At 40.3% G+C, this 17,541-nt stretch carries 15 protein-coding genes; 13 read left to right on the forward strand and 2 right to left on the reverse strand.

Features of this window, described 5'->3' with window-relative positions:
• Positions 1–121 precede the first annotated feature (121 nt).
• The 12 genes from BMZ22_RS16170 to nth all read left to right on the forward strand — a co-directional run bounded on the left by BMZ22_RS16170 (position 122) and on the right by nth (position 12,730).
• Positions 122–460 carry a nucleotide pyrophosphohydrolase gene (locus BMZ22_RS16170; protein ID WP_090087569.1) on the forward strand — a complete coding sequence of 113 codons (339 nt, stop codon included), beginning with the start codon at positions 122–124 and terminating at the stop codon, positions 458–460.
• Between the two features lie 52 nt (positions 461–512).
• A complete protein-coding gene (gene dapB, locus BMZ22_RS16175) occupies positions 513–1,313 on the forward strand; it encodes a 4-hydroxy-tetrahydrodipicolinate reductase (protein ID WP_090087572.1) in 801 nt (266 codons plus the stop codon).
• Positions 1,314–1,324: 11 nt separating this feature from the next.
• On the forward strand, positions 1,325–1,747 hold the full coding sequence (mgsA, locus tag BMZ22_RS16180) for a methylglyoxal synthase (RefSeq protein WP_090087574.1): 423 nt from the start codon (positions 1,325–1,327) through the stop codon (positions 1,745–1,747).
• Positions 1,744–2,865: an N-acetyl-alpha-D-glucosaminyl L-malate synthase BshA gene (gene bshA, locus BMZ22_RS16185; protein ID WP_090087577.1), complete on the forward strand. Its 1,122-nt coding sequence runs from the start codon at positions 1,744–1,746 to the stop codon at positions 2,863–2,865. The genes mgsA and bshA overlap by 4 nt, the downstream gene beginning before the upstream one ends.
• A gap of 9 nt (positions 2,866–2,874) precedes the next feature.
• Positions 2,875–4,083, forward strand: a complete 1,209-nt coding sequence (locus BMZ22_RS16190) for a CCA tRNA nucleotidyltransferase (protein WP_245745517.1) — start codon at positions 2,875–2,877, stop codon at positions 4,081–4,083.
• Entirely contained in the window at positions 4,059–5,033 is a 975-nt protein-coding gene (locus BMZ22_RS16195) for a biotin--[acetyl-CoA-carboxylase] ligase (protein WP_090087583.1), read from the forward strand. The genes BMZ22_RS16190 and BMZ22_RS16195 overlap by 25 nt, the downstream gene beginning before the upstream one ends.
• A gap of 18 nt (positions 5,034–5,051) precedes the next feature.
• Positions 5,052–7,859, forward strand: a complete 2,808-nt coding sequence (dinG, locus tag BMZ22_RS16200) for an ATP-dependent DNA helicase DinG (protein ID WP_090087585.1) — start codon at positions 5,052–5,054, stop codon at positions 7,857–7,859.
• 296 nt (positions 7,860–8,155) lie between these two features.
• Positions 8,156–8,710 carry a cell wall elongation regulator TseB-like domain-containing protein gene (locus BMZ22_RS16205; RefSeq protein ID WP_090087588.1) on the forward strand — a complete coding sequence of 185 codons (555 nt, stop codon included), beginning with the start codon at positions 8,156–8,158 and terminating at the stop codon, positions 8,708–8,710.
• 2 nt (positions 8,711–8,712) lie between these two features.
• Positions 8,713–9,897: a pyridoxal phosphate-dependent aminotransferase gene (locus BMZ22_RS16210; protein ID WP_090087591.1), complete on the forward strand. Its 1,185-nt coding sequence runs from the start codon at positions 8,713–8,715 to the stop codon at positions 9,895–9,897.
• An 18-nt stretch (positions 9,898–9,915) separates the two neighbouring features.
• Positions 9,916–11,208 carry an asparagine--tRNA ligase gene (asnS, locus tag BMZ22_RS16215; RefSeq protein ID WP_090087592.1) on the forward strand — a complete coding sequence of 431 codons (1,293 nt, stop codon included), beginning with the start codon at positions 9,916–9,918 and terminating at the stop codon, positions 11,206–11,208.
• A 175-nt stretch (positions 11,209–11,383) separates the two neighbouring features.
• On the forward strand, positions 11,384–12,061 hold the full coding sequence (locus BMZ22_RS16220; RefSeq protein ID WP_090087595.1) for a DnaD domain-containing protein: 678 nt from the start codon (positions 11,384–11,386) through the stop codon (positions 12,059–12,061).
• A 3-nt stretch (positions 12,062–12,064) separates the two neighbouring features.
• Entirely contained in the window at positions 12,065–12,730 is a 666-nt protein-coding gene (gene nth, locus BMZ22_RS16225; protein WP_090087598.1) for an endonuclease III, read from the forward strand.
• A gap of 47 nt (positions 12,731–12,777) precedes the next feature.
• Here nth and BMZ22_RS16230 read toward each other — a convergent pair whose 3' ends face one another.
• Both BMZ22_RS16230 and recU read right to left on the reverse strand, forming a co-directional pair.
• Positions 12,778–15,633 carry a transglycosylase domain-containing protein gene (locus tag BMZ22_RS16230; RefSeq protein WP_090087601.1) on the reverse strand — a complete coding sequence of 952 codons (2,856 nt, stop codon included), beginning with the start codon at positions 15,631–15,633 and terminating at the stop codon, positions 12,778–12,780.
• Between the two features lie 18 nt (positions 15,634–15,651).
• Positions 15,652–16,242: a Holliday junction resolvase RecU gene (recU, locus tag BMZ22_RS16235; protein WP_425434293.1), complete on the reverse strand. Its 591-nt coding sequence runs from the start codon at positions 16,240–16,242 to the stop codon at positions 15,652–15,654.
• Between the two features lie 90 nt (positions 16,243–16,332).
• Here recU and BMZ22_RS16240 point away from each other — a divergent pair, with 90 nt between their 5' ends.
• Positions 16,333–17,289 (forward strand): DUF2515 family protein, encoded by a 957-nt coding sequence (locus BMZ22_RS16240; protein ID WP_090087606.1) that lies wholly within the window; start codon positions 16,333–16,335, stop codon positions 17,287–17,289.
• Positions 17,290–17,541 lie beyond the last annotated feature (252 nt).

The raw sequence follows: 17,541 nt of genomic DNA on the forward strand, positions 1-17,541 counted from the left end.
CATATATGCTTTTTCCATTATAGACAATTTGTCAGCAAAGTCAAAAGCCCAATAATTTGTCAAAACGCTGCCTTTTAGCTAACATAAAAAGAGATTACAATAGTTTAAAGAGGCGATGTATATGAGAACAGAACATCTGAACTTTAATACAAATCAGATACAGCAAAGGGTTGATAATTATATATCCCAGTTCAAAGAAGGCTACTTTTCACCCTTGAGTCTAATGGCCAGGCTCAGTGAAGAAACAGGTGAACTGGCACGGGAAATCAATCATTATTATGGTGAAAAACCAAAAAAACCTGCCGAACAGGAAAACACGGTAGAAGAAGAACTTGGTGACATTATATTTGTTTTAAGCTGTTTCGCCAATTCACTTGATATCGACCTTTCCGAAGCATTCAATTCATCAATGCAAAAAATAGAAACACGCGATAAAGACCGCTGGACACATAAAGAATAGTTTTAAGTAAAGAACGTAACATTTAATGCAGAACTATTGAAACAGGAGGATTATGATGAAAACGAGAATAATTATTGCAGGACCCCGCGGAAAAATGGGGACAGAAGCAGTTAAGATGGTGGACGACGAAGAAACCTTTGAAATCGTTGCTTGCATCGATCGAAAAAACGGAGGCAAAACTTTAAATGATATTGATGGGCTTCCTGATTTAGATGTTCCAATATTTGAAGATCCGGAAAAATGCTTTCAAGAAATCGAAGCAGATGTACTAATCGATTTAACTGTAGCTGAAGCAGGATTTGAACATACAAAATTGGCACTGCTGTATGGTATAAGACCGGTTGTAGGCACATCGGGCTTTTCCAAAGACCAAATTGCTGCACTGGAGGATTTATCAGAAACGCACGGAATTGGTTGTATCATCGCACCTAACTTTGCAGTCGGAGCAGTTCTTATGATGCAATTTGCCAAGACTGCAGCAAAATATTTACCTGATGTTGAGATCATTGAAAAGCACCATGATCAAAAGTTGGACGCGCCATCAGGGACTGCCGTTAAAACAGCGAATTTATTGGAAGAGACACGTCAAAGCAAACAGCAAGGTCATCCGGATGAAGTAGAAAAACTTAAAGGCGCGAGGGGGGCTGATTCAGACGGTATACATATCCACAGTGTCAGGCTCCCGGGGCTCGTTGCCCATCAGGAAGTGTTATTTGGCGGTCCTGGTCAAACCCTGACAATAAAACACGATTCTTATAACCGGGCATCCTTTATGGAAGGTGTAAAATTGTCGGTCAATAAAGTGTTGGATTTAGACAAGTTTATTTACGGTCTGGAAAATTTACTTGAATAGGCGGGGAAACGATGAATATCGCGTTAATCGCACATGATAAAAAGAAACAGGAAATTATAAACTTTACTGTAGCTTATAAACACATATTAAAAGATCATGAATTGTTCGCGACGGGGACAACCGGAAAGAAGATTACTGAAGGAACTGGGCTGAACGTGGAGCGTTTCCAGTCCGGTCCACTTGGCGGTGATCAACAAATAGGTGCCAAAATTGCCAGTAACGAAATGGACGCTGTTATTTTTTTCAGAGATCCTCTGACCGCACAGCCTCACGAACCTGATGTCAGTGCTTTAATGCGGTTATGCGACGTTCATCTTATCCCGCTTGCCACCAATCCCGCGGCTGCAGAAATGATGATTCATTCACTCAAATCTGGCGGGCTCGATTGGCGCGCTATTTTAAAAGAAAGACAGCAGGAAGGTAATGATTCATGAAGAAGATAGGTATTACATGCTATCCCACAGTGGGGGGATCGGGAATAATTGCAACAGAATTAGGTATGATGATGGCAGAAATGGGGCATGAAATACATTTTATAACTTCCAGTCTCCCGTTTCGTCTGAATCGCATACACCCAAACATTTATTATCACGAGGTGGAGCTTAATCATTACCCTGTATTCCAATATCCACCCTTCGATCTGACACTTGCAAATAAAATGGCGGAAGTGATCGACCAGGAAGAACTTGATATACTGCACGTTCATTATGCGATGCCGCATGCGATTTGTGCTATCCTTGCCCAGGATATTGCGCAGCACCAGGTAAAAATTGTTACAACCTTGCACGGAACCGATATTACGGTTTTGGGGATTGACCATTCCCTAAAAAAAATGATTCGCCACGGCATTGACAAATCTGATGCCGTCACAGCTGTTTCGCACAGCCTTGTCCAACAAACGAGAGATGTTGTTGGTACCGATAAAGATATTGAGGTCATTTATAACTTTGTTAATGAATCGGAATATGCAAAAGTTGCTTCCAACTCAATCCGATCTCAATATGGTATCGAACCGGATGAGAAAGTCATGATCCATATTTCCAATTTTCGTAAAGTAAAACGTGTCCAGGATGTCATTCATACATTTAAACACGTGCATAACAAAATAAAATCAAAGCTTCTGCTGGTTGGTGATGGACCAGAGTATTCGGAAATGCATCAGCTCGTTTCAAAATTAGATCTCAATGACAGTGTTCTATTTTTAGGTAAACAAAAAAATGTAAGTGAATTACTGTCCATTTCGGATTTAAAACTTTTGATGTCTGAAAAAGAGAGTTTTGGCTTAGTTCTGCTGGAAGCCATGTCATGTGAAGTACCTTGCATCGGGACAAACACAGGAGGCATCCCAGAAGTGATTCAGCACAATACGACGGGCTATATTGTAGAACCGGGCGATACAACACAAGCGGCAACGTATGCCATTAACTTGCTTAAAAATGAAAAACTGCTTAAACAGTTTTCCAAGGATGCTCTGAAACATGCACGAAAAAACTTCTTCTCACAGGATATTGTTGAGCAATATATTGATCTGTATGATAAATTAATTCAATAAAAATTGGTGATGCCGGTGATTATAACGGAAGAATTTAAGCAGGCAAGTGAAATTATTGACCGAATTGAACAATACGGTTTCCAAGCGTATTTTGTTGGCGGTTCTGTACGTGATTTACTGCTTGACAGAAAAATTGGTGATATCGATATTGCAACATCTGCTCCCCCGAAGGTTATTTTGGAACTTTTTGAAAAAGTAATTCCAGTCGGTATGGAGCACGGCACGGTTATCGTCCGTCATTTACATCAATCATATGAAGTGACAACATTTCGCGTTGACGATGACTATTCTGATCAGCGGCATCCAGATTCAGTGACATTCGTCAAATCAATTGATCACGACTTAAAACGACGGGATTTTACCATAAATGCCATTGCAATGGACAAGAGCGGCACTATTGTTGACCCTTTCGATGGGAAAACAGATATTAAAAACAACATTATAAGAGCAGTTGGCGATGCAAACGACAGATTTATGGAAGATCCGTTGCGCATCATGCGTGCTCTGAGGTTCTCAAGTCAATTAGGATTCTCAATTGAAGAACAAACGTTGAAAGCAATGAAATCAGCTGTGAGTGAAATTGACTCAATAGCGATGGAACGGGTCGTGCAGGAAACGTCAAAATTCTTTTCAGGAGCTTATGTAAATCATGGCCTTTATTATTTTAAAAAGGTCAAGATTGAAAAACATCTGCCGATTCTACAGGAAAATGCTCATATTCTCCATCACATGCCCAAGAAATTAGAGCCATTAAATTCGTTCGCATCAGTTTTAGCACTGCTCCATTTTATAGAACCGGATATTTCGATCGGAAGCTGGGTAAAGCAGTGGAAATGTTCAAATTTTATTAAATCTGAAGCTGAAAATTTATACGAAGCCTTATTGAATTACAAACTAAACGGTTTGAACCGATGGCTTGTATATCATTTACATGAAGGTAATTACGAGGACTTCACCACATTGGTACATTTATTATTCAATGAAACGTTGACTATTAATAAGGTTATACAGATTGAAAATTTTCTCCCGATTAAATCCAAGAAGGATCTGGCGATTAATGGCATCGATCTGAATGAACTTTTTCCCGATAAATCCCCCGGCCCATGGATTGGCAAAACACTGGCTCAAATTGAGAAAGAGGTTGTGTACGGAAATATCATGAATCGTAAAAATGTATTAAAGGACTGGATAAAATGGAATCTACACGAAATCGATTAATTGAACTTTTGGAAACGAGCAATCACGACTATGTGTCAGGCCAGTTTTTGTCAGATAAGCTAAAGATATCCCGAAGCGCCATATGGAAGCATATGAAGGAACTTGAGAAAGATGGTTATCTCATTGAAGGGGTGCGGCGCAAAGGTTATCGAATCGTTAAATCGCCCGATAAGGTAAGTGAGAATACTTTGCACTGGGGACTTAAAACCAACTGGCTGGGAAAAAATATTATACATAAAACAACATTAGACTCAACACAGAATACAGCACATGATGCTGCGCGGGAAAATGCCGAACATGGCACTATAGTTATTGCGGATGAACAAACAAAAGGAAAGGGCAGAATGGATCGCTTTTGGCATTCAACAAAACATAAAGGCATTTGGATGAGCATTATTCTCAGACCATCGATACTGCCTGTCGCTGCTCCTCAGCTGACACTTTTAACGGCGACAGCCCTTGCCGATGCCATAAGTGAAGAAACAACAGCAGCCCCAAAGATTAAATGGCCGAATGATATTATGATCAACAATAAAAAGACAGCCGGTATATTAACTGAATTGCAGGCTGAGCAGGATAGGATCCATTATGTTATTGTCGGCATCGGTATAAATGTGAACCATTCATTCAGTGAAATTCCAGAAACACTCCAACACAAAGCAACTTCAATTAAACGGGAAACCGAGACGGAATACCCTATTGTGCCATTTATCCAATGCATTCTGCAGCACTTTGAACAGACCTATGACCGGTATATGACAGAAGGCTTTTCACCGATAAGAACAAAATGGGAATCGTATGGCTACAAGATCGGGGAAAAAATAAAAATACGGACAAACTATAAAGTGTCAGAGGCTATTTTTAGAGGAATCGCTGAAGATGGTGCGTTGATAGCTGAAACGGAAGAAGGTATTCAAACAATATATTCAGGCGAAGTCGAATGGAATTGAAGAGAGAAAGGTGCCATTATGAACGAAAAATTTGTTGTGGTCGATTTGGAAACAACTGGGCACTCACCAGTAAATTCAGATAAGATCATTGAAGTTGGAATCGTTATTATTGAAAATAATAAAATAACCGGGGAATTCTCAACGTTTCTTGATCCCGAGAAACCCATTCCACCTTTTATTACTAATTTGACAGGGATTTCTGATCAAGATGTGAAAGAATCTCCACGTTTTCATGAAAAAGCATCTGAAATAACGGCCTTATTTGAAAATAGTTATTTGGTCGCGCACAATGTCCCGTTTGATATGGGTTTTTTAAATGGTGAATTGACTTCAGCAGGTCATCAAAAACTAACGAACCCTGTCATGGATACGGTTGAATTAGCTCGTATTTTATATCCACAGGCGCCTGGGTTTAAACTGGGTCAATTGGCAGATTACTTGAATATACGCCATGAGGAGCCGCACCGAGCAATAAATGATGCTCATATGACAGCTAAGCTGCTTTTAAAACTGTTAAAAAGACTAAGGGACTTACCTTACGAAACCATCACACATCTTTTGAATTTAGAAAACGGTCTGAAATCGGATTTATACGCATTACTGAGTAAACAGCAGCAGTTATTGGCATTTTCAAGCAGTTCAGACGAAACGATAGAAACCTACAGAGGAATCGCAATTAAGAAAACAAATGACGAACAACCCGAATCACACTATGCGGAATCCTCGTTTGGAAGCTATCTTGATACTATTTATGAAGCCGGAGGAACGATGGAACAGGCGATGCCCCGCTACGAAAAACGGGCCGGCCAGCGCGAAATGTCAGAGACAGTATTTGATGCCTTCCGTCTCGGTAAGCATGCGTTGATTGAAGCTGAAACAGGGACCGGAAAATCGCTTGCCTATCTAATTCCGGCTATTTATGAAGCAGTAACAATGAACAAAAAAATTGTCATAAGCACTTACACGACTCAATTGCAATCACAATTACTTGATGAAGAGGTGCCATTAATCAATAAACTTATTGCCTTTGGATTTAACGTTGCTTTAATGAAAGGAAAACAACACTACCTAAGCCTGGAAAAATTTGAACGTGAACTGGAGGCAAACCAATCAGATAATTATGATCTTACGTTAACGAAAGCAATGATTCTTATCTGGCTGACAGAAACAGAAACAGGAGATATCGATGAAATTCAGCTTCCTTCGAGTGGATATATATTTTACAGGCAAGTATCTGCTGATGCCGAAAGTGGTTTCGACCCATATTCTCCTTGGTTTTCGAGATCTTTTTACCAAAAGGCGCGACAAAAAGCACAGAAGGCAGATATTTTAATCACGAATCATGCATTGCTTTGCACCGATTTATTTAATGACTATCAGCTGCTTCCTGCCTACGATAAAGCTATTATTGATGAGGCGCATCATTTGGAAGAAACGGCTTCCAAACATTATGGTTTAACACTGAATTATGTGTACATACAAGGCGTTCTTAACCAGATCGGCTCAATAGATGATGGGAACTGGCTCGATAGGCTGTGGAAAAGTTCAGCCCTGGATGATGAGAGTGGTTTTTCGAAAACAGAATGGGAAGCGACATATGAGAACGCAAAAAATGAGATAGATGATGTATTTCGCATGCTGTTTCAATACGTGGTCGAACAGAAAAAAAACAGCAAAACGTTGAGTGATATTGGCCGCATTCAATACCGTTTTGAGGAAACGAAGGAACCATCAGAGCCATGGGGCATCATCAAAGAAATGGTGACCAGGTTAACGTTTTATTTCCGTGATCTGATTCATTTGCTGTCATCGGTAAAACAGCACCTTGCAGCAAATGATTTTGCTGATAATGCACACTATGCCGAGGTATCAAACGATTATATGGATACCCTCCAGTCGATTATCGATCGATTAGAGCAATTATTTTTAGTCGATGATGATAATACTGTCAAATGGATTGAAATTGAAGCGTATGGCGCAAAAAATGCAGTCTATCTATACAGTGAACCAATAGACATATCAACATTGCTGGCAGACAATTTTTTTGGTAAAAAGGAAAGCATCATTTTAACAAGTGCTACATTATCGATAAGAAACTCATTTTCATTTAGTCAGCAAAGGCTTGGACTATCACCGGAACAGCTAATAACGGCTAAAATAAAATCCCCCTTCTCATATCAGGATCAAGTACAGCTTATGGTTCCCAATGATTTTCCTGACATAAGATACGGTGAACAAAATGATTTTATTCACTCCACGTGTGAAGCAATCATTTCACTTGCACATATAACCGATGGGCGAATGCTTGTGTTATTTACGTCGTATGATATGCTGAGAAGGTCCTATTATCTGTTAAAAGAAACAATCGATATCAACAAGTATATGCTAATCGCACAAGGCATCTCCAGCGGGAGCAGGTCAAGGCTGAAAAAAAACTTTCAAACATTTGATCAGTCCATTTTACTGGGAACAAGTTCCTTTTGGGAAGGTGTCGATATACCAGGGGATGATTTATCATGTCTGATGATCGTAAGACTGCCCTTCCAGCCGCCTAATCATCCGGTATATGAGGCTAAATCAAACGAGCTTAAACGTGAAGGCAAGAATGCTTTTTTTGATTTATCTTTGCCGAATGCTGTTATCAGGTTTAAGCAGGGATTCGGAAGACTAATCCGTTCAGCAAACGACAGAGGAATCGTTTTTGTATGCGATGCCCGGGTTATAAAGGCCCGTTATGGCAAGTATTTTACTGAATCGATTCCTTCAGTGCCAATAACAATTGACTCAACTCACGCCATAATGGAAAAAGCTGAAGAATGGTTTTAAAAATAACCTCACAGGTGTTATTTAAAAAAAAAGCTGATGCACCGGCTGATGCATCAGTCTTAAAGGGTGTGGTATGGGTCAGGAAAAATTTTGTTGAAATAAATAAAAAACAATTTTACCGAAATACTTGTTATGCTCTATAATGTGATTTAGCTTATTTAATTTCAACGTTACCTCTAGCTTTAGCAATAATATCCGTAGTATAAGCAGTAAAAATTGAGAAACCATGCAACATTTCTTATTGGAGGATAAATAATGAAGATAAAGAAACGAATTACGACTGGTGAAATGGTGTGATGCTGGGAAATGAGTACACACAAAGAATTATGCCCGGCTGGCTGAAGTGGCTGCTGGTAATCATTAGTCTGTTAATCATTAGTTCGCTTATCTTTGGTATTTATTTATACCTGGCTGTACAGGAAAACAAAACATCATCCTACGAACAAATTAAAGAAACGGTTATCCAGGAAACGGAACTGAGAACAGTAAGCCAAATCGAGCGCTTCCATGGCGATAAAGCGTATTACATTGTTTATGGTGAAACCGAAGACAAGACTGAAAAGATTATTTTTTACCCGTTTAGCGACGAAGATTCTGATGTATTAACACTTGAACAATCCGATATTGTAACGAAAGAAACAATTAAATCTGACTGGAAGAAAGCGTGTAATTCCTGTACAATGATTGACATAAAACCAGCTTTAATCAACGGAGACGATGTTCAGCCTGCATGGGAAGTAACCTATGAGGATAATGCAAATCGATATGTCATGGAGTATTTTTCTGTTTCAGATGGAACGAGAATTGAAGTACTCCGTTTTAATCGTTTATATAATGGGGAGAGTGAATAAAAATGGAATTGGCAAACAGGGTGAAAACATTAACACCATCCGCTACATTAGCGATTACAGCGAAAGCAAAAGAGCTAAAAAACCAAGGGTATGACGTGATCGGACTCGGTGCAGGTGAGCCTGATTTTAATACACCTGATTATATCCTGGAAGCAGCTCAAGAAGCAATGAAGAATGGTTTTACTAAATATACCCCTTCTGGCGGAATCCCTGAATTAAAACAGGCGATACTTAATAAATTTGAACAAGATAATAAGCTTTCTTATAATACTGACGAAGTGATCGTAACAACCGGAGCTAAGCATGCTCTTTTTACGCTTTTTCAAGTACTTTTAAATAAAGGTGATGAGGTTATTGTGCCATCACCATACTGGGTCAGTTATCCTGAACAGGTTAAGCTGGCAGAAGGCAAACCGGTATATGTTAACGCAAAAGAAGAAAACGATTTTAAATTAACCCCGGAACAATTAAGGGCTGCGATTACTGAAAAAACAAAAGCTGTGGTTATTAATTCACCAAGCAACCCAACAGGTATGATGTATAATAAGCAAGAACTTGAGGAATTAGGTAATGTTTGTCTGGAAAACAATGTTCTAATTGTATCAGATGAAATTTATGAAAAATTGATTTATAGCGAGGATGAACATGTTTCCATTGCCTCAATCTCAGATCAGCTAAAAGCTAATACAGTTATTGTAAACGGCGTCTCCAAGTCACATTCCATGACTGGGTGGCGGATTGGTTATGCTGCAGGACCTTCTGAAATTATAAAACCGATGACCAGTCTGGCATCACATTCGACTTCGAATCCAACATCGATTGCACAGTATGCTGCTCTGGCAGCCTACGAGAAGAGCGCGAGTGACCCAAATGAAGAGATGCGTAATATTTTCAGTGAACGTCTGGAAATTTTATATGGCTTATTAAATGAGATACCGGGGGTTTCGTGCGTCAAACCTAAAGGAGCCTTTTATTTGTTCCCAAATGTTCAGGAAGCGGTCAATCAGAACGGATTTAACTCTGTTGATGAATGGGCGAAAGCATTACTTGAGGAAGAGAAGGTTGCCTTAGTTCCGGGAACAGGGTTTGGTGCGCCTGAAAACGTACGGCTCTCATATGCTATTTCGCTTGATGCCTTAAGGGATGCAGCTGGTCGCATAGAACGTTTTGTATTAAATCATCAATGAAGTTTTGGAGGGAACATTTTGAAAACCACGATTTCAAAAGTATCAAAATATAACAATCAGCAAGTTACGATCGGGGCATGGCTGGCTAATAAAAGGTCGAGCGGTAAAATTGCGTTTTTGCAATTACGGGACGGCACTGGTTTTATCCAAGGTGTGGTAGCAAAAAACGATGTTACCGAAGACGTTTTCCAATTAGCCAAGGACGTAACCCAGGAATCGTCCATGTATATAACAGGGACAATAGCGGAGGATTCCAGATCGCCATTCGGATATGAAATGCACGTGACTGACATTGAGCTTATTCAGGAAGCCGTTGATTATCCGATCACACCAAAGGAGCATGGAACTGAATTTTTAATGGATCATCGGCATTTGTGGCTGCGTTCTAAGCGGCAACATGCGGTAATGAAGGTACGGAATGAAATAATCAGAGCTACTTATCAATTCTTTAACGAGAATGATTACGTCAAGATAGACCCGCCTATCTTAACCGGCTCATCTGCTGAAGGTACAACCGAGCTATTCCATACAAAATATTTTGATGAAGATGCTTATTTATCACAAAGCGGACAACTATACATGGAAGCGGCAGCTATGGCGTTCGGCAAAGTTTTCTCTTTCGGTCCGACGTTCAGAGCAGAAAAATCAAAAACAAGACGACATTTGATTGAATTCTGGATGATCGAACCGGAAATGGCTTTTATGGATCATGATGAGAGCTTGGAAATTCAGGAACAATATGTGAGCTTTATTGTGCAATCTGTCCTTGAAAATTGTAAGCTTGAACTGCAAACGCTTGACCGTGATATATCAAAGCTTGCCAATGTTAAAGCACCGTTCCCGCGGATCAGTTACGATGATGCCATTGAATTGGTTAAAGAAAAAGGCTTTAATGATATTGAATGGGGCGAAGACTTTGGAGCACCTCATGAAACGGCCATTGCCGAAAGTTTTGATAAACCAGTATTTATTACAAATTACCCGGCAGAGATTAAAGCATTTTATATGAAACCAAATCCCGAACGTCCGGAGGTTGTCCTGTGTGCAGATTTAATTGCACCTGAAGGTTATGGTGAAGTAGTTGGCGGCTCACAGCGAATTGATGACTTAGAGTTAATGAAGCAGCGTTATGAAGACCATGGGTTAACAGGTCCTGCTTATGAATGGTATCTGGAACTGCGTAAATACGGCAGTGTGCCACATTCAGGCTTTGGTTTAGGACTCGAACGGACGGTCGCATGGATAGCCGGTGTTGAACATGTTCGTGAAACAATTCCGTTTCCAAGACTGCTTAATCGTTTGTATCCCTAATAGCAACTTAAACGTACACATAAATCCCTTGCTGAAGCAGCAGCAAGGGATTTTGTCAGTAGTTCAACTAACATAAATGCTAATTAACAGCATGCATTCAATGCCAATAATTCGATTGTAATTTACAACTTTGGCAGAGTGTTCATGCTATACTATGTATTGAGGTGTACCATTTATGACGAAATTTATTCCATTTCAGGACATATTGCTCAATCAAGTTCAAGTACCTATTCAATTGCTCGATAAATATAACGAGCTTGGTCTTGACGAAAAGGAAGTTATGGTTATACTGCAATTGCTTCGGTTCCTGCAGAATGATAATGATTTCCCAACACCCAATGACATATCAAGCCATTTAACAATCAGTGAGAAAGAATGTGCCAATATTTTACGGAAGCTCATTCAAAGGAACTTTTTATCAATTGAGCAGCTTGAAAACGAACAGAACCGATTAACTGAACGTTACAGTCTAAATCCGCTTTGGAAAAAATTGTTTTCTGAAGAGGAGGAGAGGCAGCCACGTGACGATGGTAAAATTTTTGTTTTGTTCGAACAGGAATTTGGACGGCCGCTCTCACCATTTGAAATCGAAATGATAAACACTTGGCTGGATGAAGATAATGTTCAACCATCTCTTATAAAAGCAGGTCTTAGGGAATCGGTTTTAATGGGCAAACTTAATTTTAAATATATCGACCGCATTCTCAGGGAATGGCAGAAGAAAGGAATCCATTCGGTTGAACAAGCTCGGCAGGCAAGTAAAGCATTTCATGAAAATCAAACTTCTAAACAAGAATCAGTCGGCCAAAAGCGTGACACATCAATTTATTACAACTGGCTGGAGGAGGAATAGGATGTGCTAAACAAATCGCAAGTTCGGCAATGTCTTGATGTTATGAAAGAAATGTATCCGGAAGCACAATGTGAGTTAAACCATGATAACCCTTTTGAGCTTGTCATTGCGGTATTGTTGTCCGCTCAGTGCACTGATAATTTGGTCAATAAAGTAACGGCATCATTGTTTAAAAAATATAAAACACCTGAAGATTTTCTTGCCGTTCCATTGGAAGAGCTGCAGCAGGACATCAAATCAATTGGTTTGTATCGTAACAAGTCAAAAAATATTCGTAAGCTTTGTCAAATGCTGATTGATGATTATGATGGGGAAGTTCCCAAAACCAAAACAGAACTGATGAAACTTGCCGGTGTAGGCCGTAAAACTGCTAATGTTGTGGCATCGGTGGCCTTCCGAGAACCGGCTATAGCAGTTGATACGCATGTGGAACGTGTTGCTAAACGACTGGCAATCTGCCGGTGGAAAGATTCTGTTCTCGAAGTTGAACAGACATTAATGAAAAAAGTTCCGAAAGATGAATGGGCAGACACACATCATCGAATGATTTTTTTTGGCAGATATCATTGCAAAGCCCGAAATCCGCAATGCCCAGAATGCCCACTGCTTGATTTATGCCGCGAAGGTCAAAAGCGTATGCGAAAAACAGATAAAGCAGCCACTAATTAGATAAGCGGCAGTCTTCTAAAGAAGACTGCCGCATTTGTATTGTTAGCTCAATTTTCAATCCCGCTATTTCCGGCATTTGGTGAGTTGCCATTTTCTTCACCATTTTCATCGCCATTTCCATTGTTGCTTTCATTCCCGTTGTTATTATTGCCGTTATTGCCGTTATCGTTGTTATCATCACCATTATCGCTATTTTCTTCACCATTGCCGTTTTCGCCATTGTTGCCGCCATCGGTATCTTCGCCTTCATCTTCATTGTCAGATCCATTTGATTGTTCATCAGACGGGATTGTGACTTCTGTACTCGATTGTTCTCCGCGGACACCCTGATTAGCGCCGTTCTGGCCAACAGGCGTTACCGCAATACGATAGGTTTGACCTGGCTGAACACCAGCACCTTCAATAACAATACCTTGTGATTCAACTGTCTGTGATTGAATTTCACTTCCGCCTTGAGATACTGCTACTTCAAAATTCGCTGGTGGTCCATTGTACTGCCAGGTAACATCAATCGCCGAACCTGATGGATTGGCGCTGAGACCACTGACTGCCGGAATGTCTTCTTCCTCACCACCTGGTATTTGAACCGTTGTTGTCGCTGGATCGCTCGTATTGCTGTCGGTTGTGGCAACAACTTGAATTTCGTAAGTGGCACCAGATTCCACATTTGAGATTTCCATTGTTGTATCGTCAGTAGACGACAGACCTTGCATTTCACCATCATCAATACTGGCGCTTACCTCAAACGAAACGTCTTCTTCAGAATCATAATCCCATCCCACTTGTATCGTTTCTGATTCTTCATCATAGTCAGCCTCCAAGCCTTCAACAGGATCTAATTGATCAAATTCCTCAGAGGTTTCGGATGGTTCGGTTCCTTCGATAAACAATTCGGTTACGATTTCAGATTCAGGCGTGTAATCACTTGGCAGTTTAGCCGGTCTGGACCCATCCTCGATATCGACTTCAACTACAGAGTCAGGCTTCGAAAAATCTGCCGTGTCAATTCCGCTTGACAGTTCACTCATGGTGTTTTTGTACAATGCGTGTGGAATCTTGGTATCCGGCAACGTTATATTATTATCGTTATAACCGGTCCAAATGGATATCGTGTAATTTGTTGTATAGCCACTGAACCAGGAATCAGGGGAACCTTCCACATTTTCACGCGTTGTCGTTCCTGTTTTACCGGCATCCGGGAGTCCTGGAACATTTGCTTGAGCGCCAGTTCCGTCTTCTATGGCTGTCTGTAGCATATCGCTGATCATATAAGCTGTTGCTTCAGACATAGCTGCTTTTGGTTCCGGTTTGGTATCAACCGTCCTGCCGTTATCAGGAAATTCAACTTTGGTAACAGCGTAGGGTTCGTTGTATACCCCACCGTTCGCAAAGGCACGGTAAGCACCCGAGAGATCCAGGGGATTTGTACCGATATTACCGCCGAGCACATCACCAACCAGGATATCATTATCACCGAAAGATATCCCCAGACCCTCTGCAAATTGTTTAGCAGTACTCCCGCCGACCTCTTCAAATGTCTTGGCTGCTGGTACGTTCAGTGATTGCTGCAGCGCATATCGCATCGTTACCCACCCATAGTATTGGCCGGCCCATGTGTTAATTTGCTTATCACTTCCGGCAATGTCATACGGGCCATCATCATTTAATTGGTGATAAGTTGACCATTGCAGCTCTTCAATAGCAGGTCCATAGCCTATAATCGGTTTAAACGTTGATCCGGGCTGGCGGCTAATGTCTGTAGCGTAATTCAAACCATCATTTTCCAAACCACCCCGTGCCCCGCCAATTGCACGGATGGCACCTGTGCTCGTATCAAGAACAGTCATGCCTGCTTCCATTTCATGCTCGTTACCTTCCTCATCGGTTACGGCTTCCGGATAGTTAACCGGGTTATCTTCACTGTCAGAGAGTAAAAACTCAACGTGTTCTTGGGCATCAGTATCAATCGTTGTATGGATTTTAAGTCCGTCTGTATAAACATCTGCGCCTTGAACTTTTTCTTTAACTTCTTTCGTGACCTGCTGCAAAAATGCCTGATAAGGTGTTGGGTCTGGCGTGTCATCAGTCAGCAGGGAAGGAATGTCCACCTGGCGTGCTTCTTCAGCTTCACTTTCTGAAATTGTGTCATTTTCCACCATTAAATTCAACACTGTATTCATTCGGTCTTTCATTAAATCCGGATTCTTAAACGGATTGTATGCAGAGGGCCGCTGTGGAAGCCCGGCAAGAATTGCTGCCTCGGGCAATGTCAGCTCACTGAGATCTGTTTTCCCGAAGTATAACTCGGCTGCTTTTCCTACGCCATAAGCCCGATTGCCGTAATAAATTTTATTTAGATACATTTCCAGTATTTCTTCTTTGGAATAGTCACGTTCCAATTGCAGCGCAAGCCACATTTCCTGCACTTTAATGCTTATTTTCTTCTCCGGTGAGAGGAAAGAATTCTCGATCACTTGTTGTGTAATTGTACTTGCTCCTTCAGAACCAAAACCATTTGTTATGTTAGCTACGACAGCACCGCCGACTCGCCATATGTCAACACCGGGATGATCATAAAAGCGGGCGTCTTCTGTCGAAAGAACGGCATCAATCAGTACTTGAGGAAGCTCATCATACTCAACTTTGGTGCGCTGTTCACCGGCTCCCAAATCGGCAAACAATTCCCCGTCTTTATCGTATATCTTAGATGAAAATGGTGTTTCCAGTTTTGATGCATCAATATCCGGCGCCGTGACAATATAATAAGTAAACAGCGTCCCAACACCGATGCCAATAACCAGTATGGCAATACCAATGATCATAAGTAGTTTTTTCCATAGCGGTTTTTTAGTAGCCTTTTTTTGTTTACGTCTTGCTGTACGTGATTGGCCATTTGTTGCCATAACGCATTATCCTCCAATCTAGAAATAAAGCTGGTCAATTATTGATAGGTAGTCAACACGAGCTTGAAAATGAAATGGAATTAGATATCCTTTTTCCTTTATTGCGCCGTAGGGAATTGATTTTTTCCCGTCATTAAACTGTTCATCCCAATATGGAAAAAACGATGCTGCCGGCAAATAGTAAGTCTCATCGTAGGTGGAGAAACGAATGATCAAAAAAACAATACCACCGTGTGCTTCTATTGATTTCATATGGCTGATTTGATGATGGTGTATGTTAGAGAGCGGAAACCTTGTTTTATTTCTTGTTTCCTTTGCCTCGAAATCAATATGACGCCCACGGTAAATTCCGTTATAGTCAGTCGTGGATGGTTGTTTAAAATAGCCCTCAGTTATTACCGCAGCGCTTCGTTTTGGGTAATGAACGTTAACTATTTGAACAGGTGTAGGCTTTTTATGAATAACAGCTTTATTTGTATCCTTGTAAAACTTATTTGTTGTGTTAATATCTTTTTCCAATGTCATGCCTCTGTTACTAAATTTCTTTGGATAGTTTCCGGCATACAATTGGTTTATTCCGTTATTTCGTTTGCCGTTTGGATAATGCAATATTTGATGTCTCCCCTCTGGGCATATTACAGTATCATACCAAAAAATACCGAAATTGACTATATAAATTGCATGAAATGAGGTAAGTATATGCAGTTCTTCCATAAAGACCACGATGACTATTTCCATTATATAATATCTGAAACCAAACAGCATAATTTGGATAACATTTCCCGAACAAAAGCATACGAAAACTTTTATTTGGCGTATCCTGAAATTACGTGGGCTCTTCTGGCAGGTATTGTTTCACGTAATGCAGGCTGGAATATGACAGATTTATGTACTGCACCCTTTAAGACAATACTATCCAATAAGCAACGTGAGCGTCTTTTTATGACTTACGAACGTGCAAATTGGCTCATCTTCTCCGATGCTTATCCACAGCTTCTAATTTATAAACTGTCACTAAAAGTTGGTAAACCACTTTTCAATTTGTTGCCAAAGTTTCAAGTCTCGCGCTACATGCAAAAAGAATGGATGAAATTCTGGCAATACCCTAATAAGCAACGGTTAATACACGCATTAATTATCAATGAACAAAACGTTATTGAAGAGCCTGTGATCAAACAGGCGTATTTTAAGCATCATGTGTTTTTAAGTCTGCCTTATCAATTACAGGACTTTTTACTGTTAAATGCAATTTTATTGCCAGCCAAACCAGGTGACATATATGGGGTGAATGTGCATGATTTTACAAATATTGATAAACGGGTCACCGTTGGGAAGAAAATTGCTTCGATCATGTTTAACCCCCATGTCTATCCGTATTTACTTGAATTCATCCGTTCTGTAGAACATACAGGCTCACGCAAAGATTATGAGCGGTTTCTCAATATGCATACAAAGAAGTCACCTATGCTTCGGATCGCTTATCCGGTTATCACGCATCAAGATATTATTCGAAAGGATTGGCATAAAAAAAGAGGGATAAAACAAAATTGGACGAAAGAAATAATTGAAAAACCAGATGCCCGTACCAGTAAGTCATTTTATAGACGTCGAAGGTTAATGTATTATTATTCTTTATTTAAAAGACTCGTTATATAAGAAAAGGATTTGCCGCGATACAAATCCTTTTCTTATATTTATTTATGTTGACGGTCGATTTGGACCATCTAATTTCTTATTTCTGGTTTGGTTTTCCTTCTTTTGATGATGTTTTGCCGTGTTCTGTTCTGACGGTTTCTTTTTTGGCATAGCATAACCTCCCTCTATAAATAAATGATTTTCTTCCAATTACTCCAAATTACTTTGATTTTCTCAGGGGTTTGATTGAAGCTCCCTCCCTCTATAAATAAA

The organism is Lentibacillus persicus, assembly GCF_900112705.1.
GTDB classification, from domain to species: Bacteria; Bacillota; Bacilli; order Bacillales; family Amphibacillaceae; genus Lentibacillus; species Lentibacillus persicus.